The sequence below is a fragment of the Streptomyces composti genome, from assembly GCF_012034205.1.
Lineage (GTDB): Bacteria > Actinomycetota > Actinomycetes > Streptomycetales > Streptomycetaceae > Streptomyces > Streptomyces composti.
Window position 1 is genome coordinate 1 of record NZ_JAATEM010000046.1, and the last position, 18886, is coordinate 18886.

Here is an 18886-nt window from a genome sequence, read left to right on the forward strand (position 1 = left end):
TTGCTTGGCGGGCCACCGGACTGCTGCGCGGTCGGTGCGACGGCCCGCGGTCGTGCAGGTTGCTCGGCGGGCCACCGGTCTTGGGCGTGCCGCAGTCGCGCGCGGCGGGGAGGGGTCGGGGTGGTGGTGTCCGCCCGCAGCGGCTGGCGCGTCCGCGCCCGTACTCGACAGGAAACCGATTCCGCGCCAGACCGAGGACGGACACCACCACCCCGGCCCCGACTCACCCACTCCCCGTAGGCGCTACGCGCACCCCCACCGGAGCCGCAGCTGCGCCGCAGGCATGGCCACCTCAGCCACCCACGCGCCCGCAGGCGAGAACGAAACGCGCACCGCCACGGGGCACCCGCAGGCCCCGGAGAACACGCACCCCCACCGGGCCGTGGGCCTCACGCACAGCCGAACGCGCCCCCCACCCACCCGCAGGCACAGCCGAACCCGCACCCCACCCGCAGGCCGCCACAGCCGAAAGCCGCACTCCCACCCACCCGCAGGCACAACCGAACGCGACCCTCCCCGGGCTGCACCGGCCAGGCGGGTGGCAGCGGGCGCCACGCGTGGCGCCTATCACCGTGTTTGTCTGATTAGCGCGTATCGTCGCCGCATGCCCACGCCATACGGATCCCGCGGCGGCATGGCGTTCGGCGTGGAGGAGCTGCGTGTGCTCCGCCGCGCCCTCGCCCTCGCCCTTCACCCCACCTCCGCCTCGGCCGAGGACGTCCAGGACTGCCTCCGCCTCGCCGACTCGCTCGACGAGGCCACGCGGGAGAGTGCCCGGCTGCGTGCCTTCCTCGTGGCCGACCTCGGCCGCTACCGCGCCGCCCTCCCCGGCACCGCGGCCGGCTACCTCACGCTCCTGGAGGAGGCGCTGGGCGCCGGATACCGCCCCGTCCCCGACGACCTGGCCGCCCTCCGCGCCCTGCGCGGCAACCCCACCGCGGCCGCCCTCCTGCACCGCTGCGAGTGCCTCGCCGAGCAGGACGTCCGCTCCCGCCTCGCCTCCCGGTCCGTTCCAGCCCCCGCCACCCCCGCGGAGCAGACCGCACCGGCGACGACGCCCGAGACGACCCCGGCAGCTCCGGCGATCCCCGCATCCCGCCGACGCACGCGCACCGGCACCGGCACCGGTACACGATCCCGCACCACCGTCCCCCACCTCCTCGCCCTCCCCGGCGGCCAGTCCGCTTCGCACCCCGCCGCGGACACCGTCCCGGCCACCGCGCAGGGAGACGAGAAGCCCGAGCAGCCCACCCGCAAGCCCACCCCGTCCCAGCCCCAGCGGCCCAAGACCCAGCCGAAGCCGGCCACCCCCGCCGCCCCGCAGGGCCCCGGCTCCGCCCCTCGGCGCAACCGCCCGATCCCCACCCCCGGCGAGGTCTTCCCCCGGCGCAAGCCCACCCCGCCGCCCCCGCCCCCGGACCAGCGGCTGGCCGCCGGCTGACCCCGGCCACCCGCTGCCGCTGCTGCCACTGACCACACTCCCCGAGGCCCCGCCGCGCCGCAGCCCCGGCCCTCGAAAGATCGCGGCCTCCCGCTGGTTACCCTGGACCCATGGACTACGTCTCCGCCCTGTTGCCCCCGGCCGTCATGGCCGCACTCTTCATCGGCGTGATCCGAGTGATCATCAAGACCCAGGGTGGCGCCAACAAGGCCAAGGAGGACGCCGCCGTCGACGCGGCCCTCGCCCACGCGGAGGCCGCCAAGCAGCCCGGCACCACCGCCGAGGGCACCCAGAGCACCACCTGACGGCCCCGCACCCGTCACGCACCCGGCCGCCCTGTCGGCCCCGCCGGCGTCCCACGGGCGCGCACCCGCGCCGGCTGCCGGCGCCCGCCGGCACCGGCACGCACCCGTGCCCACGGGGCGTGCGGCCCGCACGGACCGGACCGCGGACGCGCACCGCGCCGCGTGGTCACACCCCTCCGCGCCCACCCGTACGCCCCTTTTGTCCACGTTGCGCACGCCACCGCGGGGATCTCCCACTATTGTTCGAGGTGTGCCTCGCCCATTGGGAGAACTCGAAGACGCGGTCATGACGCGGGTGTGGAAGTGGAACCGCCCGGTGACCGTTCGAGAAGTCCTGGAAGATCTCCAGAAGGAACGCTCCATCGCCTACACCACGGTGATGACCGTTTTGGACAATCTTCATCAGAAGGGCTGGGTGCGCCGCGAGGCGGAAGGCCGGGCCTATCGATATGAGGCGGTCTCCACTCGCGCCGCCTACGCGGCCGCACTGATGAACGACGCCTGGTCGCAGAGCGACAACCCCGCCGCGGCCCTCGTCGCCTTCTTCGGCATGATGAGCGACGAACAGCGCAAGGCCCTGACAGATGCCATACGCATCGCCCAGCTTCCGGAAACAACGGAAGGCCCCGAGAACCCCCGCCCGGAGAACCCCGGGGCCGGCGGGCAGGGCACCGAGAACGCGGCGGCCGAGAAGACCGGGCCGGAGAACACAGCGAACACAGGACCCGAGAACGCGGCGTCCGAGATGCCGAACGCCGAGAACCGCGCCGCAGAGAACGAGACCACCGAGAACCCCGGCTCCGCACAGGACCGCCCCGGGCGATAGCGTCCGCTCATGTCAGCAGACAGCTCAGCAGACACCCCCGAAGTCACCGCAAATGCCCTCACCGTCCGGCGCGCCCGTACCAGCGATGTCCCGGCGGTGCGCCGGCTCCTCGACATCTACGTCCGCAACGGCATCCTCCTCGACAAAGCGACGGTCACGCTTTACGAGGACATCCAGGAGTTCTGGGTCGCGGAGCGGGACGACAACGCCGAGGTCGTCGGGTGCGGCGCTCTGCACGTGATGTGGGAAGACCTCGCGGAAGTCCGCACCCTGGCGGTGCAGCCCGGCCTGAAGGGCGCCGGCGTCGGGCACCGCCTGCTGGAGAAGTTGCTGCAGACCGCCCGCTGGCTCGGTGTTCGCCGCGTATTCTGTCTCACCTTCGAAGTGGAGTTCTTCAGCAAGCACGGCTTCGTGGAGATCGGCGAGACGCCCGTCGACCCCGAGGTCTACGCCGAGCTGCTGCGTTCCTATGACGAGGGCGTCGCGGAGTTCCTCGGTCTCGAACGAGTGAAACCGAACACCCTGGGCAACAGCCGGATGCTTCTGCATCTGTGATCGTCACGGAATCCGCCCCCTGCCCCCTTGGTGCGGTGCCCTATGTCCGAAACGCGCATGTTTCCGGGCCGGGCCCGGCGGACCGGACTCTGCCGGGGGTTTGTGTTTTTACGGCAAAAGCGGTTTGCTTTCCGACGTACTGCAGTACTGCATATAACAGGGGCCGGCGATACGGCGGACGCCGGCACTCCCTGGTCCCGTAGATATCGATGAAAGGAAATCCGGTGGCACAGAAGGTTCAGGTCCTTCTTGTCGACGACCTCGACGGCGGCGAGGCGGACGAGACCGTGACGTTCGCGCTGGACGGCAAGACGTACGAGATCGATCTCACCACCGCTAATGCGGACAAGCTCCGCAGCCTTCTCGAGCCTTACGTGAAGAACGGTCGTCGTACCGGAGGCCGCGCCTCTGGCGGACGGAAGTCGCGTTCCTCGTCGTCCGGCAGCCAGGACACCGCGGCCATCCGCGCCTGGGCGAAGGAGAACGGCTACGAGGTGAACGACCGCGGTCGCGTCCCCGCGTCCATTCGCGAGGCCTACGAGAAGGCCAACGGCTGAGGGCCGGCACGGCCGGCCCCGGAGCGGCCCGTCACAGGGCCGGTACGACCGCAGGCTGGGCGCACCCGCGCCGCAGCCGGACCCGGTGGCACTGCGTGGCCACCGCGCTCACCACGCGTGTGAGATCGAGGGCGCCCGCGCGGCCCCCCATCGCCGACAGCGTCGGCAGCGAGGCCATGCCCTCGCACCCCGGCTCGGGGGGCCGCAGCCATACGGCGGCCCCTCGCGATGGGGCACGACCGCGAGCCGGCGCGGGCGGGGGCGCCGGTGCCTCCATCAGGCACCCCGTGCCCATCCCCACCAGGTCGAGGCGGACGTCTCCCCACTCCAGCCACTCCAGCAGCCCGGGCAGCTCCTCCACGCCGCCCGCGGCCACCAGCAGCCGCATCCGGTCGCCCTGCACGGCCACCGGGAAGGCGCACCCCGCCGGGGCCAGACGGCACAGCGCCGCGTACCCCGCCTCGGCCGGCACATCGAGGACGTCGAAACGCACCCCCACCACCAGGCGCACCGGATCGCCGGGCACCGTGGGCCATCCCAGTACGTTCTCGTACCAGTGCCGGACCGGCTCGAGGGGCCGGCGGGGCGGCGGGACGGTGAGGGCCATGCCAAGTGCAACTGCCGCAAGCGCGCCTGGGTTACGCTGGGTTCATACATGCATGCGGAGAGTGTCGAACGAGGAGGTGCGCGGGGGCGGTAAACGGCGCAAGGTTGTTCGCCCGTAGCGGAGGGAACCCGTGCACTCGGCATGGACTCTCTGTAGCTGCGGGTAAGACATCCCTAGTGGGAGGGGGCGACAAGCGGGGCAGGACGTCTCACGTTCGCCATGGGCGTACTGGCGAAGGGGGTAACTGCCTGGCCTGCGGGAACATCGTCTCGCACCATCGGGTTGGAGCAGATGTCGGCGTTCGGGGTCAGGAGGCCATCGACGGTGTCGGCAGTTGGAATGAGCGGTCCCCGCTTGCGGGACTAAGCTGCGGAAGGACAGGGAGGGGAAGTTCCCCCCACTGCCTGACCGCTCTGAGGAGCGATTAACGATGTTCGAGAGGTTCACCGACCGCGCGCGGCGGGTTGTCGTCCTGGCTCAGGAAGAAGCCCGGATGCTCAACCACAACTACATCGGCACCGAGCACATCCTCCTGGGCCTGATCCACGAGGGTGAGGGTGTCGCCGCCAAGGCCCTTGAGAGCCTCGGGATTTCGCTCGAGGCGGTCCGCCAGCAGGTGGAGGAGATCATCGGCCAGGGCCAGCAGGCGCCGTCCGGTCACATCCCCTTCACCCCCCGTGCCAAGAAGGTGCTGGAGCTGTCGCTCCGCGAGGCGCTCCAGCTGGGCCACAACTACATCGGCACGGAGCACATCCTGCTCGGCCTGATCCGTGAGGGCGAGGGCGTCGCCGCCCAGGTCCTGGTCAAGCTGGGCGCTGATCTGAACCGCGTGCGGCAGCAGGTGATCCAGCTGCTCTCCGGTTACCAGGGCAAGGAGACCGCCACCGCCGGCGGTCCTGCGGAGGGCACGCCCTCCACGTCCCTGGTCCTCGACCAGTTCGGCCGGAACCTCACCCAGGCCGCTCGTGAGTCCAAGCTCGACCCGGTGATCGGGCGCGAGAAGGAGATCGAGCGGGTCATGCAGGTGCTGTCCCGCCGTACCAAGAACAACCCGGTGCTGATCGGTGAGCCCGGCGTCGGCAAGACCGCCGTCGTGGAGGGCCTCGCCCAGGCCATCGTCAAGGGCGAGGTGCCCGAGACCCTGAAGGACAAGCACCTCTACACCCTCGACCTGGGTGCCCTGGTCGCCGGTTCCCGCTACCGCGGTGACTTCGAGGAGCGCCTGAAGAAGGTGCTCAAGGAGATCCGCACCCGCGGCGACATCATCCTGTTCATCGACGAGCTGCACACGCTGGTCGGTGCGGGTGCCGCCGAGGGCGCCATCGACGCGGCGAGCATCCTCAAGCCGATGCTGGCCCGTGGTGAGCTGCAGACCATCGGCGCCACCACGCTGGACGAGTACCGCAAGCACCTGGAGAAGGACGCGGCCCTGGAGCGCCGCTTCCAGCCGATCCAGGTCGCCGAGCCGTCCCTGCCGCACACCATCGAGATCCTCAAGGGTCTGCGCGACCGGTACGAGGCGCACCACCGCGTCTCCATCACCGACGAGGCGCTGGTCCAGGCCGCCACCCTGGCCGACCGGTACATCTCGGACCGCTTCCTGCCGGACAAGGCGATCGACCTGATCGACGAGGCCGGCTCCCGGATGCGCATCCGCCGGATGACCGCTCCGCCGGACCTGCGCGAGTTCGACGAGAAGATCGCCGCGGTCCGCCGGGACAAGGAGTCCGCGATCGACTCGCAGGACTTCGAGAAGGCCGCCTCCCTGCGCGACAAGGAGAAGCAGCTCCTGGCCGCCAAGGCGAAGCGGGAGAAGGAGTGGAAGGCCGGCGACATGGACGTCGTCGCGGAGGTCGACGGCGAGCTGATCGCCGAGGTCCTGGCGACCGCCACCGGCATCCCGGTCTTCAAGCTCACCGAGGAGGAGTCCAGCCGTCTGCTCCGTATGGAGGACGAGCTGCACAAGCGGGTCATCGGCCAGGACGACGCCGTCAAGGCGCTGTCCAAGGCGATCCGCCGCACCCGTGCGGGTCTGAAGGACCCGAAGCGCCCCGGTGGCTCGTTCATCTTCGCCGGTCCGTCCGGTGTCGGTAAGACCGAGCTGTCCAAGGCGCTCGCGGAGTTCCTCTTCGGCGACGAGGACGCGCTGATCTCCCTCGACATGTCGGAGTTCAGCGAGAAGCACACGGTCTCGCGGCTCTTCGGTTCGCCCCCCGGCTACGTGGGCTACGAAGAGGGCGGTCAGCTGACCGAGAAGGTCCGCCGCAAGCCGTTCTCCGTGGTCCTGTTCGACGAGGTCGAGAAGGCCCACCCGGACATCTTCAACTCGCTGCTGCAGATCCTGGAGGACGGTCGCCTGACCGACTCCCAGGGCCGGGTCGTGGACTTCAAGAACACGGTCATCATCATGACGACCAACCTCGGCACCCGGGACATCTCCAAGGGCTTCAACCTGGGCTTCGCCGCCGCGGGCGACACGAAGACCAACTACGAGCGGATGAAGAACAAGGTCTCGGACGAGCTCAAGCAGCACTTCCGTCCCGAGTTCCTCAACCGTGTCGACGACGTGGTGGTCTTCCCGCAGCTGACCCAGGACGACATCCTGCGGATCGTCGACCTGATGATCAGCAAGGTGGACGAGCGCCTGAAGGACCGGGACATGGGCATCGAGCTCTCCCAGTCCGCCAAGGAGCTGCTGGCCAAGAAGGGCTACGACCCGGTGCTGGGCGCCCGGCCGCTGCGCCGCACGATCCAGCGCGAGATCGAGGACTCGCTGTCGGAGAAGATCCTCTTCGGCGAGCTGCGTCCCGGTCACATCGTGGTCGTCGACACCGAGGGCGAGGGTGAGAACCAGAAGTTCACCTTCCGCGGCGAGGAGAAGTCGGCCCTGCCCGACGTCCCGCCGATCGAGCAGGCCGCCGGCGGCACGGGTCCGAACCTGAGCAAGGACGTGTGACGCTCCAGCCGGCCTGAGAGCGGCAAAGGGGCTGCCCCCGGACCTTCCCGGTCCGGGGGCAGCCCCTTTCGTGTGCCGTGCGCCTCCCTGGGCCCCGAGGGCGGTCAGCACGGCCCGGAGGGGAGGCGGAGGGCCTCCCCGGGGTGTCAGGGAGGCCCTGAGGGCGCCGAGGGCGTCAGGAGAGCTGCCCGTCGTAGTCCGGCAGCTTGAAGGTCTTCTCCGCGTGGCCGCCCGACAGGTCGGTGGCGCTGTTGCCGATGTTGGCGATGATCGTGTAGCCCTTGCGCTCGATGTCGATGCGCTGGGCCGTCTTGTACTCGGCGACGTCCTTGAACAGGTCGAGGAAGCCGCGCACATACAGGCCGGAGGACTCGTAGCCGACGTGGTCGAGGTTCCACGCGGTGGGGACGTAGATGATGTCCGGGCGGGCCGTGACGAAGAACAGGTCGACGCCGCGCTCCTCGGCGTACTGGGCGACCTTCAGGACCGGCTTGTTGGCCGGCTGCGGGAAGCTGAAGCCGAAGTCGGTCTCCAGGGCCGTGTTGTCGATGTCGAGGACGATTGCCTGCTTCTCGCCGGGCTTGCCCTGGGCGATGCGCTCCTTGAGGTAGGGCAGGGCCTTGTCCATCACCGCCTGGCAGTCCCGCTGCCAGGTCTCGTAGTCGACGGCCGCCGCGGTGGACGACGCGGCGGCGGGAGCGGCGGCGGCCGGGGCCTGGGAGAGCTGTGCGGAGGCGGCGGAGACCGGTGCGGCGGAGGCGGGGAGGGCCTCGGCGGGGGCGGCCAGGGCCAGGAAGGCGGTCGCGGAGACGGCGGTGACCGATACGCGGTTCAGCCAGGTGTGTCGGCTCTTCATGGGGGGTCCTCTCACGTCCGTGCGCTACCAACATGTCGTGTGCATGTTCGTGTGCGAGGGTGACGCGAGGTGAACCGTAGAGTTACCCGGCGGTAGCTGCCTAGAGGCCTGCGCCACATTTCTGGGAGCGCAAAAGAAGCCCTCCGGTGACATGCTCCACAGGTGATATGTCCGGTACTAGCCGGAATAGTGGTACAGCTGTCGAATCAGAATCGGACATTCAAGGCAAAGCTCTGATCGATCAGCCTGAAATGGGGGTTTCGCCCCGTAAGAGGGCTGTGTCAAGAGACGTGCATCTCACCCCAGAACTACGAACTTCCGTCGTAGATCACACCTTTGCGGTGTTGTGGGCGAAAGGGCTACCAAGGAACAGCCACCGCGACGCGGTCCTGTGCGTCGGGTGGTTTTCCTCTGTCCCCTTCCCCATGAGGTTTCGATGTTCGAGCGCGTCACGTCCCGTTCCTTCCGTCCGTCCCTGAACCGCACGCGTGCGGCCGTGCTGGCCGCCGGCCTGGCGGGCTCGGTCGCGATGGGAGCCGGGATCGCGGCAGCCGCCGACACCACGGCCGCTTCCGGTGCCGCCACCGCCGTCCAGGCGCAGGCGGCCGCTCAGGCCAAGGCCGCGCAGGCCCAGGCGGTGAAGGCCGAGAAGGCTGCCGCTGCCGAGAAGGCCGCGGCCGCGAAGGCCGCCCAGGCCAAGAAGGCGGCCGAGGCCGCCGCCAAGAAGAAGGCAGCTTCCTGGGTCAGCCCGGTGAAGAACTACAAGCTGTCCGCGAGCTTCGCCCAGAACGGCGGCATGTGGGCCAGCAAGCACAGCGGTCAGGACTACGCCGTCCCGACCGGCACCCCGGTGAACGCCACCCACGGCGGCACCGTCGTCAAGGCCGGCCCCAACGGCGCCGGTGACGGTCCCGCGTACGGCAACGCCATCGTCATCAAGCACGGCAACGGCACGTACTCCCAGTACGCCCACCTGTCGTCGGTGAAGGTGAAGGTCGGCCAGGTCGTCAAGACCGGCCAGAAGATCGCGCTGTCCGGCAACACCGGCAACTCCAGCGGTCCGCACCTGCACTTCGAGATCCGTAAGACCCCGAACTACGGCTCCGCGATCGACCCGATGAAGTTCCTGCGCGCCAAGGGCGTCTGACCGGGACGGTCAGCCGGGGAGCGTCTCCGCGCCCGGAGGGCATCCCGCTAGGAGTCCCGCGCACCCCGGTGCGCCTGGGTGATCAGATCGGTGGCGACCTCGAGGACGGCCTTGTGCTTGTCCTCGGGGTCGCCTTCGACGTCCTGCAGGACGTGCATCCCGGCGTGCAGGGTGAACAGCGCGCTGAGACTGCGCACCTGGTCGACCAGCTCGGCCTCCGGGTCGATGAGAATGTCCCGCAGGCCCAGCAGCCGGCTCTTGAACATGTCGCCGATGCTCAGCTCGCGGACGGTGGCCTGGTTCTCCTGCATGAAGCGGAACAGGGGCGCGGCGGCCCGCAGCGCCTCGCTGTAGCGGCGCAGGATCTCGTGCTTGGTCTCCAGGGTGCGCGGCTGCTGCCCCGCCCACTCGGCCAGCTCCTCCACGGGCCGGGTGAGGTCCTCGAAGATGCTGACGAGGATCTCTTCCTTGGTCTTGAAGTGGTAGTAGAGGGCGGCCTTGGTGACCCCGAGGCGCTCGGCGATCTCGCGCAGGGAGGTCTTCTCGTAGCCCTGCTCGGCGAAGAGTTCGAGCGCCACGTCCTGGATGCGCTGGCGGGTGTCCCCGCGGCGCCGCTGCTTGGTGCCGTCCATGGTGCCGCCCATCTTCCTACGTGACCTGCGCTTCCCGGAAACTTACTTGACGCCCGGCTAGTTCGGGGCTTAGCTTCCAGTGTAGTGAACTAGCCGGGCGGCAAGTAAGTAGGGCCGCTCGGCGCAGGTACGACGTGGGGGAGCGGGTAGACGATGGCAGACGCGTCGGCGGCGGGCATCGCCGAGCAGCAGGAGGGCGGCAAACAGCCGCGGAGCGTGCGGGTGGTCCTGCTCGCGTTGATGATCGCGATGATGCTCGCAATGCTGGACAACATGATCATCGGCACTGCCATGCCGACGATCGTCGGCGAGCTGGGCGGCCTCGCGCACCTCTCCTGGGTGGTCACCGCCTACACCCTCGCCACCGCGGCCTCCACCCCGGTCTGGGGCAAGGTCGGCGACATGTACGGGCGCAAGGGCTCGTTCCTCGCCTCCATCGTGATCTTCCTGATCGGCTCGGCGCTCAGCGGCATGGCCCAGAACATGGGCGAGCTGATCGGGTTCCGTGCGGTCCAGGGGCTGGGCGCCGGCGGTCTGATGGTGGGCGTCATGGCCATCATCGGCGACCTGATCCCGCCCCGTGAGCGCGGCAAGTACCAGGGCATGATGGCGGCCGTGATGGCGCTGGCCATGATCGGCGGCCCGCTGGTCGGCGGCACCATCACCGACAACTGGGGCTGGCGCTGGGCCTTCTACATCAACCTGCCGCTGGGCGCGATCGCGCTGGCCGCCGTCGCCACCGTGCTGCACCTGCCGAAGAAGCGGTCCGAGGCCGGCATCGACTACCTCGGCGTCGTCCTGCTGACCGTCGGCATCACCGCGATCGTCCTGGTCACCACCTGGGGCGGCACCGAGTACGCCTGGACCTCTGCGCGGATCATGGAGCTGTGCGCCATCGGCGTGGCGGCGCTGGCCGGCTTCGTGTTCTGGCAGGCCCGGGCCCCCGAACCGGTGCTGCCGCTGCACATCTTCCGCAGCCGCAACTACACGCTGATGTCGGTCATCGGCTTCGTCACCGGCTTCGTGATGTTCGGCGCGACCCTGTTCCTGCCGCTCTACCAGCAGGCCGTGCAGGGCGCCTCCGCCACCAACTCCGGCCTGCTGCTCCTGCCGATGCTCGGCGCGATGCTGGTCACCTCGATGGTCGCGGGCCGGGTGACCACCGCCACCGGCCGCTACAAGGTCTTCCCGGTGGCCGGCAGCACCCTGGTGGTCGTCGGCCTCTACCTGCTGTCCACCATGGACACCGGCACCTCCCGGCTCACCTCCGGGATCTTCATGGCCGTTGTCGGCTTCGGCATGGGCTGCCTGATGCAGATCACCATGCTGATCGCGCAGAACAGCGTGGAGATGAAGGACATGGGCGTGGCCTCCTCGTCCGCGACCCTCTTCCGCACCCTCGGCTCCTCCTTCGGTGTCGCGGTGATGGGCGCGCTGTTCAACAGCCGGGTCCAGGACGCCATGGGCGACCGGGCCGGGGCGCTGGGCTCCCGGATCACCGAGCACTCCGCCCAGCTGGATGCGGCGAGCCTGGCCAAGCTGCCGGAGGCGGCCCGCGAGGCCTACCAGCACGCCGTGTCCTCCGGCACCCACGGGGCGTTCCTGCTCGGCTCCGTCGTCGCGGTGATCTCGCTGGTGGCGGCCGTGTTCGTCAAGGAGGTCCCGCTCAAGGGATCGGGCCCGGAGGACGCCCGGCCCGAGGACGCGCCCGCGCCGGCCTCGGTCGGCGAGGCCGTCTGACCGCCCGTCCTTCTCCCGCGCGAAGAGCCCCCCGGCCCTGCCCGCCGGGGGGCTCTTCGCGTGCGGAGGCCCCGCCGCCGGGACCAGGAGCCGCGGGAGCGCCCCTACGGCATCGAGGCGGTCTTCCGTGACGGCAACGGCCTCGTACCCGCGGGCGGGCTCACATCAGCATCGGGTGGCTGCCCGTGTCCGTGGGCGCGTGCTCCGGCAGCCACAGCACGGCGACCGCACCCTCGGCCGGCACGCCCTCCGGCGCCCCGGCGGGGCGCACATTGCGGAAGGTCAGCCGGGCGCCCAGCACCCGGGCCTGCCCGGCGGCGATGGTCAGGCCCAGGCCGTGGCCCCGGCCCGCCCGGTCCTTGCTGCCGGTGCGGAAGCGGCTCGGGCCCTCGGCAAGCAGGTCCTCGGGGAAGCCGGGGCCGTGGTCGCGGACCCGGATCACCCGGCCCTCGACGGTGACCTCGACGGGCGGTCTGCCGTGCCGGGCGGCGTTGGCGAGCAGATTGAACAGCACGCGCTCCAGGCGGCGCGGGTCGGTGGTGACCTCCGACTCGTGCACCACGTGCACGGTGACACCGGGCTCGCGCGCCGCCACCCGCCGGGTGACGAACTCACCGAGCAGGATGTCCTGCAGCTCCGCCCGCTCCGAGGCGCCGTCCAGCCGGGCCACCTCCAGCACGTCCTCGACCAGGGTGCGCATCGCCTTGGCCCGGTCCAGCACCAGCTCGGTCGGCCGGCCCGGCGGCAGCAGTTCGGCGGCCGTGAGCAGCCCGGTCACCGGGGTGCGCAGCTCGTGCGCGATGTCGGCGGTCACCCGGCGCTCGGCCTCCAGCCGCTGCTGCAGGGCCTCCGCCATGGCGTCCACCGCGCTGGCCAGGTCGTCGGTCTCGTCGCGCACCACCCCGCCGATGGCCTCGCGCACCCGCACATCCGTCTCGCCCTTGGCGACCCGGCCCGCCGCGGCCGCCGCCTTGCGCAGCCGGCGCGAGAGATGCCCGCCGATCAGCACCCCGAGCGCGCTGCCGCCGAGGACCACCGCGATGGAGCCGATCAGCAGGGCCTGGTCGAGGTCCTTGAGGATGTCGGAGCTGCGGTCGGTGAAGCCCGAGTGCAGCGACATCACCTGGCCGTTCTTCAGCGGCACGGCCGCCCAGATGTCCGGTGTGCCGCCCGGCCGGTCGGCCACATAGGTGGCCCGGCGCCCCGCCTCCACCTTCTGTCGCAGCTCGTCCGGCAGCTCCGGGTCGTTGATCTTGGTGTTGGGGAAGTTCAACCGCCCGGACAGCTCGTAGTTGCGCTGCGCGACCATGATCCGCTCGTCGGCCAGATCCCGGGCGTTGTCCAGCATCGAGACCCGGGCCGCGTTGTGCACGACCAGGCTGAGCACGACCGCCACCAGGGTGCCGACCAGCGCGATGGCCGCGCTCAGCTTCCAGCGCAGCCCGGCTCCCAGACCCAGTCGCTCCACGGCCGCGGCCACCAGGCGGCTCAGCCGCCCCCGACGTCGCCCCCGCATCCGTCCGCTCAGGCCTTCAGCTTGTAGCCGAAGCCCCGGACCGTCTCGATGCGGTCCTGGCCGATCTTCGTCCGCAGCCGTTGCACATGCACATCGACCACCCGGGTGTCGCCGCCCCAGCCGTACTCCCACACCCGCTCCAGCAGCTTGTCGCGGGAGAGCACGGTGCCCGGCGCGGAGGAGAACTCCAGCAGCAGCCGCATCTCGGTCGGGGTCAGCGCCACCGGCTCCCCGGCCCGGCGCACCTCCATGCCCTCGGTGTCGATCTCGAGCTCCCCGAAGGCCAGCACCCCGCCGTCGTCCGTGCCCCCCTGTGCGTCCCGGCCGCCGCCGGCCCGCTCGAAGCGGCGCAGCACCGCCCGGATCCGGGCCACGAGCACGGCACCGTCGAACGGCTTGGTCACATAGTCGTCGGCGCCCGCCTCCAGACCGAGGACGACGTCGATGGAGTCGGCACGGGCCGACAGCATGATCACCGGGACCATCGACTCGTCGCGGATGCGCCGGCACAGGCTCACGCCGTCCAGACCGGGGACCATCACGTCGAGCAGCGCGATGTCCGGCTGCTTCGCCCGGAACGCCTCCAGCCCCGACAGCCCGTCGGGCATCGCGGTGACGGCGAAGCCGTCCCGCTCCAGGGCGAGCTGGGTCGCCTCGCGGATGACATCGTCGTCCTCGACGAACAGCACATGCGTCTGGTCTGCCATGGGTCAGTCTCAGCCTTCGGGCACCGGGGTCGGCTCCTGGCCGGCCACCTTGCCGTAGTCGTTGTGCGTGCGGTACTTCTCGGTGAAGCGTCCCGAGGTCCAGCGGTAGGTGATCACGTCCTCCCCGGACGGGCTCGACACCGGGTCGCCCGGGTCGTAGACCTGCTTGGTCACCACCAGGTCCCCCCGGTCGATCTCCGCGTACACGGGCGGCTCCTCGGCGGTGAACGCGTTGCGGTACCCGCCGTCCTCGTGGCGATACGCGTACGAGCCGACGCCCACGGCGTCGCCGCAGGTCAGTACGTTGATCACGACGTCGTCGGCGGAGCCGCCGGTCAGATTGCCGTAGGAGACGTCGACCGGGTACTCGTCGCCGACGCACGGCTTGAGGTGCCGCTTGACCTCCGCCGAGACCGCCGGGTCGTTCCTGATCAGCCGGACCGGGTCCACCCGGTCGGGGGTGCCGTCGGCGGAGTCGGCCGCCGACGAGGCGCTCGGCACCGCGTCCGCCTCGGCACGCGCCGGGCCCTCGTCCCGGGTGCCGGTGCCGCCGGTGCCGCAGCCCGCGACGAAAAGCCCGAGGGCGGCGAGCACGGCCGTCGCCGTCCCCGCCGCCTGTGCGGTTCTCCGGGCCCTTGTGGACCCCGCGCCGGTCAGGCCGCGCAACGCTCCCGCTCCTCACGCTCCAGCGCGCGTGCGTCCGACTCGCGCGCCTCCAGCTCCTCGCGGAGCCGGGCGAGCGCCCGGTGCAGCGTGCTCTTGACCGTTCCGGCCGACATGCCGAGTGCGGCGGCCGTCTCCTCCGTGGACATCTGCTCCCAGTGTCGCAGCACCACGACACTGCGCTGCTTCGGGGCGAGCACCTTCAGCACGTCCATGAGCAGGGCGCGGTCGGCGTGCTGCTCGGTGGCGTCGTCCACGCTGGCGTCCGGCAGCTGCTCGGTCGGCACCTCCTCCAGCTTGCGGGCCCGCCACCACTCGGTGCGCGTGTTGATCATGACGCGGCGCAGGTAGGCGTCGGCCAGGCGCTTGTCCTCTATGGTCTCCCAGCGGCCGTAGGTGCGGGCCAGCGCCGTCTGCAGCAGATCCTGGGCGTCCACCGGGTCCGGGACCAGGCGGCGGGCGCTGCGCAGCAGCGCGTCCTGCCGCGTGCGGACGTACTCCTCGAACTCGAGCACCTCGCCCTGCGCCATCGTGAACCGCCTCCTGCTCCCCGTTGTCCGGCCCACCCCGTACGGACCGGTGCACTGCCTGTGTTCCGTGGTCTGCGCGCCCCTCGGCGGGGCGCGCCAATGAAGCTACGGAGGGGTTGTCACGGGCCTGTGCGGGACAGCCTGCGGGGAGCCCTCGGCTACCCGTCGGTTGTGTAACGGGGGGAGGAAGCGGGCAAATCAGCGCTGCGATTGGTGCTGTTATGGGTGATTCGGGTCATTGGTTCCGCGCCGGGAGTGACACCCGAGGTGACAGTGCACCACCGGCACCCGAGCCGACAGTGCACCGCCCGGTGCGGCCGTCGTGTCAGGCGACGGGCAGCCGGTACAGGCCGCCCGGCAGCGGCTCCACCAGCCCGTCCGCCACCAGACCGTCCAGGGCCCGGGCCCGCTGCACCGGCTCGTGCCACACCCGGTCCAGCGCCGACTGCGGCACCGGGCCGTGCGCCTCGCGCAGCACCGCCAGCAGCCGGCCCCGCACCTGGCGGTCCGTCCCGGCGTAGGTCTGGCCGCGGCGCGGCGGGCCCTCGTGCGCCGGCTTGCCCGCGAGCCGCCAGGCGCACTGCGTGGCGATCGGGCAGCGGTGGCAGGCCTCGTTCTTCGCCGTGCACACCAGCGCGCCCAGCTCCATGGAGGCGGCGGCCCACCGCGCGGCGGTCGCCTCGTCCTCGGGCAGCAGGGCCCGGGCCAGCCGGCGTTCGGCGGCGGTGGTGGCGTTCGGCGGGTACTGCACCCCGGTGACCGCGCGCGCGAACACCCGCCGCACATTGGTGTCCAGCACCGGGTGCCGCTGCCCGTAGGCGAACGACGCCACCGCGGCGGCCGTGTACTCGCCGATGCCGGGCAGCGCGAGCAGCTGGGCGTGATCGGACGGCACGTCGCCGCCGTGCCGTTCCGCTATGGCGACGGCCGCGCCGTGCAGCCGCAGCGCGCGCCGCGGATAGCCGAGCCGGCCCCAGGCGCGCACCGCCTCGCCGGGCGCCTCCGCCGCGAGGTCGGCGGGGCGCGGCCAGCGGGCCAGCCACTGCTCGTAGACGGGCAGAACCCGGTTCACCGGGGTCTGCTGCAACATGAACTCACTGACCATCACCCCCCACGCGCCGGCCTCCGGGCGCCGCCAGGGCAGGTCACGGGCGTGCTTGTCGAACCATTCGATCACGGGGGAGTGCAGCGGCTCGCCAGGAGCGCGCTCGGACGCGGAATCGGCGGTGCCGCCGTACGGGGGCTTCGTGGGAGCAGTCATGACCCGTCGATCCTGCCATGCCGAAGGGGGCCGGTCGGGTACATGCGGCGGTGCGTATGGGTGCGGTTTCCGGTGAGATGCGGTGTCCGGCACCTGACGATGGGCGGGCAGTGCCGTGCCGCCGCCCGTTCGTGGTGCCGGCGGCGTGCGGGCGCCTCCGCCTCGCCCCCCGGGCGGGCGGCACTGCTCCGGGCGTCGGCACGCCATGGCCGTGGCCAAGGGTGCAAGGGACGCGATCGCGAAGGTGTGGTGGCGCTCGCCGCCCACGAGGTCCCTGGTCACTGACCGTAGGCGGCGCGCCGGTTCGGTCACGCCCCGCGGTCGTCAGGTGCCCGGTCCGGTGAAAGGCGGGGTGTCCAGGGCGAGTTCCGGGATGATGATCCGGAAAAGTTGCCGATCTCAGCGGCGGGTGGGGGCGGTCAACGCGCCGATCTCTCGTACAGTTTGCGCCGTGGGATCTCTGCGCAATCCGGTCGGGCCGCTTCCCTCCTCCATCTACTGGCGACGGAGGGTCGTACTGCTGTCTGTGCTACTGCTGTTGGCGCTGCTGATCACCTGGGCCGTCGTCAACTTGGGCGACTCCGGCGGGGGTGACCGCGGCAACGGGGCCAACGGCAAGAATCCCGCGCCGTCCATCACGCCGGGGCCGTCCGGTTCCGGGCCGGCGATCAGCCAGGCGCCCGGCGGGCGGGACGAGTCGGAGGGCGGTGGCTCCGGGGGTTCCGCCGGGTCGGGAGACGACGGGGCGAACGGTGACACCGGGGGAGCCGGGGGCGGCTCCGGTGACGGCACGGGCGCCGGAGGGAGCGCCGGGGGCGGCTCCGAAGGGGGCACGTCGGCCGGGGTCGGTGCGGGGGACGCGCTGCCGGCCGGGTCGGGGGCGGGGCTGCCCGACTGCACGCCGTCCGCGGTGCGGTTCACTCTGCGGAGTGTGCGGAACACGTACGGGCCGGGGGAGAAGCCGACGTTTCTGCTGACGGCGCGGAACGTGTCGGGGAGCGACTGCAAGGTCGATCTCGGGCCCGAGGGCGCGGTGGTGACGGTCACTCAGGCCGGTGACGAGGGTGACGATGCGTTCTGGGCGTCGGACGACTGCCCCAAGGGGGCCGGGCATCTGGTCTTCCGGGTGCCGGCGGGGGATGCCATCACCTACACGGTGAAGTGGGACCGGAAGCCGAGTGAGCCGGAGTGCGCGACGCCGAAGGGAGGATCGGCGAAGCCGGGGACCTACCTCGTGGAGGCGAAGGCGCCGGGCTTCAAGAAGGTGCAGACGTCGTTCGTGCTGGAGGCGGACTAGCGCTGCCCGCGGCGAGGCGGCCGGGGTGGCCGCAGCCGGGAACCGCGCGACCAGCCGGGACGCACCCGCAGGTACTCGAAAGCGCACGCCCCCCTAGACGTAGCGCTCCAGAATGGAACTCTCCGCGAGGCGCGAGAGGCCCTCGCGGACGCTGCGGGCCCGCGCCTCGCCGACGCCGTCGACCGTCTGCAGATCGTCGACACTCGCGGCCAGCAGCTTCTGCAGGCCCCCGAAGTGCTCGACCAGCCGGTCGATGATCGCCCCCGGCAGCCGGGGGACCTTGGCCAGCAGCCTGAAGCCCCGCGGGGACACCGCGGAGTCCAGCGCCTCCGGCGACCCCGTGTACCCCAGCGCCCGCGCCACGGTCGGCAGTTCGAGCAGCTCCGCATGGGTGAGCGCGTCCAGCTCGTTCAGCGCCTCCTCGACCGTGCGGGAGCGCTTCGCGGTGGGCTCGGGGACGTAGTCCCGCACGACCAGTTCGCGCTCGGGCTCGACGCCCGCGATCAGTTCGTCCAGCTGGAGCGCGAGGAGCCGCCCGTCGGTGCCCAGCTCCACCACGTACTCGGCGATCTCGGTGGCGATGCGGCGCACCATCTCCAGGCGCTGGGCGACCGCCGAGACGTCCCGGACGGTCACCAGGTCCTCGATCTCCAGCGCCGACAGCGTGCCGGCCACCTCGTCGAGGCGGAGCTTGTAGCGCTCCAGCGTGGCCAGCGCCTGGTTGGCGCGGGAGAGGATCGCCGCGGAGTCCTCCAGGACGCGGCGCTGACCGTCGACGTAGAGGGCGATCAGGCGCATCGACTGGGAGACCGAGACCACCGGGAAGCCGACCTGCTTGGAGACCCGGTCGGCGGTGCGGTGCCGGGTGCCGGTCTCCTCGGTGGGGATGGTGGGGTCGGGGACCAGCTGGACGCCGGCCCGCAGGATCTTCGACAGGTCCGAGGACAGCACGATGCCGCCGTCGAGCTTGCACAGCTCCCGCAGCCGGGTCGCGGTGAACTCGACATCCAGGACGAAACCGCCCGTGCACAGGGCTTCGACGGTCTTGTCGGAGCCGAGCACGATCAGACCGCCCGTGTTGCCGCGGAGTACCCGCTCCAGGCCGTCACGCAGCGCCGTGCCGGGTGCCACGGCGCTCAGCGAGGCGCGCATCAGGCCCTCGGAACCGGCACTCCCGCCGGACTTTCCGGGAGCTGCTGCCCGGTCGTTGGCTGCCACTGCACTCCTCCGGTCGCAGGTTCTGGGGCGCCCCCGTTTCGCGCACTCGGTTCGTACGGACGGGCGAGACCT

The 18886-nt window shown here is 71.2% G+C and carries 18 protein-coding genes; 9 read left to right on the top strand and 9 right to left on the bottom strand.

All coding sequences use genetic code 11. The features are described from left to right. Positions 1–634: 634 nt before the first annotated feature. The 5 genes from HCJ93_RS27720 (at position 635) to HCJ93_RS27740 (ending at position 3684) form a co-directional block, all read left to right on the top strand. Positions 635–1441 (top strand): hypothetical protein, encoded by an 807-nt coding sequence (locus tag HCJ93_RS27720; RefSeq protein WP_167998607.1) that lies wholly within the window; start codon positions 635–637, stop codon positions 1439–1441. 110 nt (positions 1442–1551) lie between these two features. After that, on the top strand, positions 1552–1746 hold the full coding sequence (locus HCJ93_RS27725; RefSeq protein WP_167998575.1) for a hypothetical protein: 195 nt from the start codon (positions 1552–1554) through the stop codon (positions 1744–1746). Positions 1747–2032: 286 nt separating this feature from the next. After that, on the top strand, positions 2033–2572 hold the full coding sequence (locus HCJ93_RS27730) for a BlaI/MecI/CopY family transcriptional regulator (RefSeq protein ID WP_206318051.1): 540 nt from the start codon (positions 2033–2035) through the stop codon (positions 2570–2572). A 9-nt stretch (positions 2573–2581) separates the two neighbouring features. Further along, positions 2582–3127 carry an amino-acid N-acetyltransferase gene (locus HCJ93_RS27735; protein ID WP_167998577.1) on the top strand — a complete coding sequence of 182 codons (546 nt, stop codon included), beginning with the start codon at positions 2582–2584 and terminating at the stop codon, positions 3125–3127. A gap of 224 nt (positions 3128–3351) precedes the next feature. Beyond that, the gene (locus HCJ93_RS27740) at positions 3352–3684 is read left to right on the top strand and encodes a histone-like nucleoid-structuring protein Lsr2 (RefSeq protein ID WP_167998578.1); all 333 of its coding nucleotides are present in this window, start codon (positions 3352–3354) and stop codon (positions 3682–3684) included. A gap of 31 nt (positions 3685–3715) precedes the next feature. Here the strand turns inward: HCJ93_RS27740 and HCJ93_RS27745 are convergent, their stop codons facing one another. Next, the gene (locus HCJ93_RS27745; RefSeq protein WP_167998579.1) at positions 3716–4291 is read right to left on the bottom strand and encodes an SCO3374 family protein; all 576 of its coding nucleotides are present in this window, start codon (positions 4289–4291) and stop codon (positions 3716–3718) included. A gap of 430 nt (positions 4292–4721) precedes the next feature. Between HCJ93_RS27745 and HCJ93_RS27755 the strand changes: the two genes are divergently transcribed. Next, positions 4722–7247: an ATP-dependent Clp protease ATP-binding subunit gene (locus tag HCJ93_RS27755; protein WP_167998581.1), complete on the top strand. Its 2526-nt coding sequence runs from the start codon at positions 4722–4724 to the stop codon at positions 7245–7247. A gap of 175 nt (positions 7248–7422) precedes the next feature. Here HCJ93_RS27755 and HCJ93_RS27760 read toward each other — a convergent pair whose 3' ends face one another. Continuing rightward, positions 7423–8103 (bottom strand): HAD family acid phosphatase, encoded by a 681-nt coding sequence (locus HCJ93_RS27760; protein WP_167998582.1) that lies wholly within the window; start codon positions 8101–8103, stop codon positions 7423–7425. Between the two features lie 436 nt (positions 8104–8539). Between HCJ93_RS27760 and HCJ93_RS27765 the strand changes: the two genes are divergently transcribed. Beyond that, positions 8540–9250 carry a M23 family metallopeptidase gene (locus HCJ93_RS27765; RefSeq protein WP_167998583.1) on the top strand — a complete coding sequence of 237 codons (711 nt, stop codon included), beginning with the start codon at positions 8540–8542 and terminating at the stop codon, positions 9248–9250. Positions 9251–9297: 47 nt separating this feature from the next. On the opposite strand, the gene HCJ93_RS27770 is transcribed toward HCJ93_RS27765, so the two are convergent. After that, complete coding sequence (locus HCJ93_RS27770; protein ID WP_167998584.1) at positions 9298–9894, bottom strand: TetR/AcrR family transcriptional regulator; 597 nt, start codon at positions 9892–9894, stop codon at positions 9298–9300. A gap of 141 nt (positions 9895–10035) precedes the next feature. Between HCJ93_RS27770 and HCJ93_RS27775 the strand changes: the two genes are divergently transcribed. After that, the gene (locus HCJ93_RS27775; protein ID WP_167998585.1) at positions 10036–11622 is read left to right on the top strand and encodes an MDR family MFS transporter; all 1587 of its coding nucleotides are present in this window, start codon (positions 10036–10038) and stop codon (positions 11620–11622) included. Positions 11623–11782: 160 nt separating this feature from the next. Here the strand turns inward: HCJ93_RS27775 and cseC are convergent, their stop codons facing one another. The 5 genes from cseC to HCJ93_RS27800 all read right to left on the bottom strand — a co-directional run bounded on the left by cseC (position 11783) and on the right by HCJ93_RS27800 (position 16299). Next, positions 11783–13138 (bottom strand): two-component system sensor histidine kinase CseC, encoded by a 1356-nt coding sequence (cseC, locus tag HCJ93_RS27780; protein ID WP_167998586.1) that lies wholly within the window; start codon positions 13136–13138, stop codon positions 11783–11785. Positions 13139–13146: 8 nt separating this feature from the next. Continuing rightward, positions 13147–13845, bottom strand: a complete 699-nt coding sequence (cseB, locus tag HCJ93_RS27785; RefSeq protein ID WP_167998587.1) for a two-component system response regulator CseB — start codon at positions 13843–13845, stop codon at positions 13147–13149. Positions 13846–13854: 9 nt separating this feature from the next. Continuing rightward, complete coding sequence (locus tag HCJ93_RS27790; protein ID WP_167998588.1) at positions 13855–14511, bottom strand: hypothetical protein; 657 nt, start codon at positions 14509–14511, stop codon at positions 13855–13857. Further along, positions 14499–15038 (bottom strand): SigE family RNA polymerase sigma factor, encoded by a 540-nt coding sequence (locus HCJ93_RS27795; protein ID WP_167998589.1) that lies wholly within the window; start codon positions 15036–15038, stop codon positions 14499–14501. The genes HCJ93_RS27790 and HCJ93_RS27795 overlap by 13 nt, the downstream gene beginning before the upstream one ends. Positions 15039–15363: 325 nt before the next feature. Next, entirely contained in the window at positions 15364–16299 is a 936-nt protein-coding gene (locus HCJ93_RS27800; protein ID WP_167998590.1) for an HhH-GPD family protein, read from the bottom strand. Positions 16300–16750: 451 nt separating this feature from the next. Between HCJ93_RS27800 and HCJ93_RS27805 the strand changes: the two genes are divergently transcribed. Next, positions 16751–17596: a hypothetical protein gene (locus HCJ93_RS27805; RefSeq protein WP_167998591.1), complete on the top strand. Its 846-nt coding sequence runs from the start codon at positions 16751–16753 to the stop codon at positions 17594–17596. A gap of 93 nt (positions 17597–17689) precedes the next feature. Here the strand turns inward: HCJ93_RS27805 and disA are convergent, their stop codons facing one another. Continuing rightward, positions 17690–18814, bottom strand: coding sequence for a DNA integrity scanning diadenylate cyclase DisA (disA, locus tag HCJ93_RS27810; protein WP_167998592.1), 1125 nt, complete (start codon positions 18812–18814; stop codon positions 17690–17692). Positions 18815–18886: the final 72 nt, after the last annotated feature.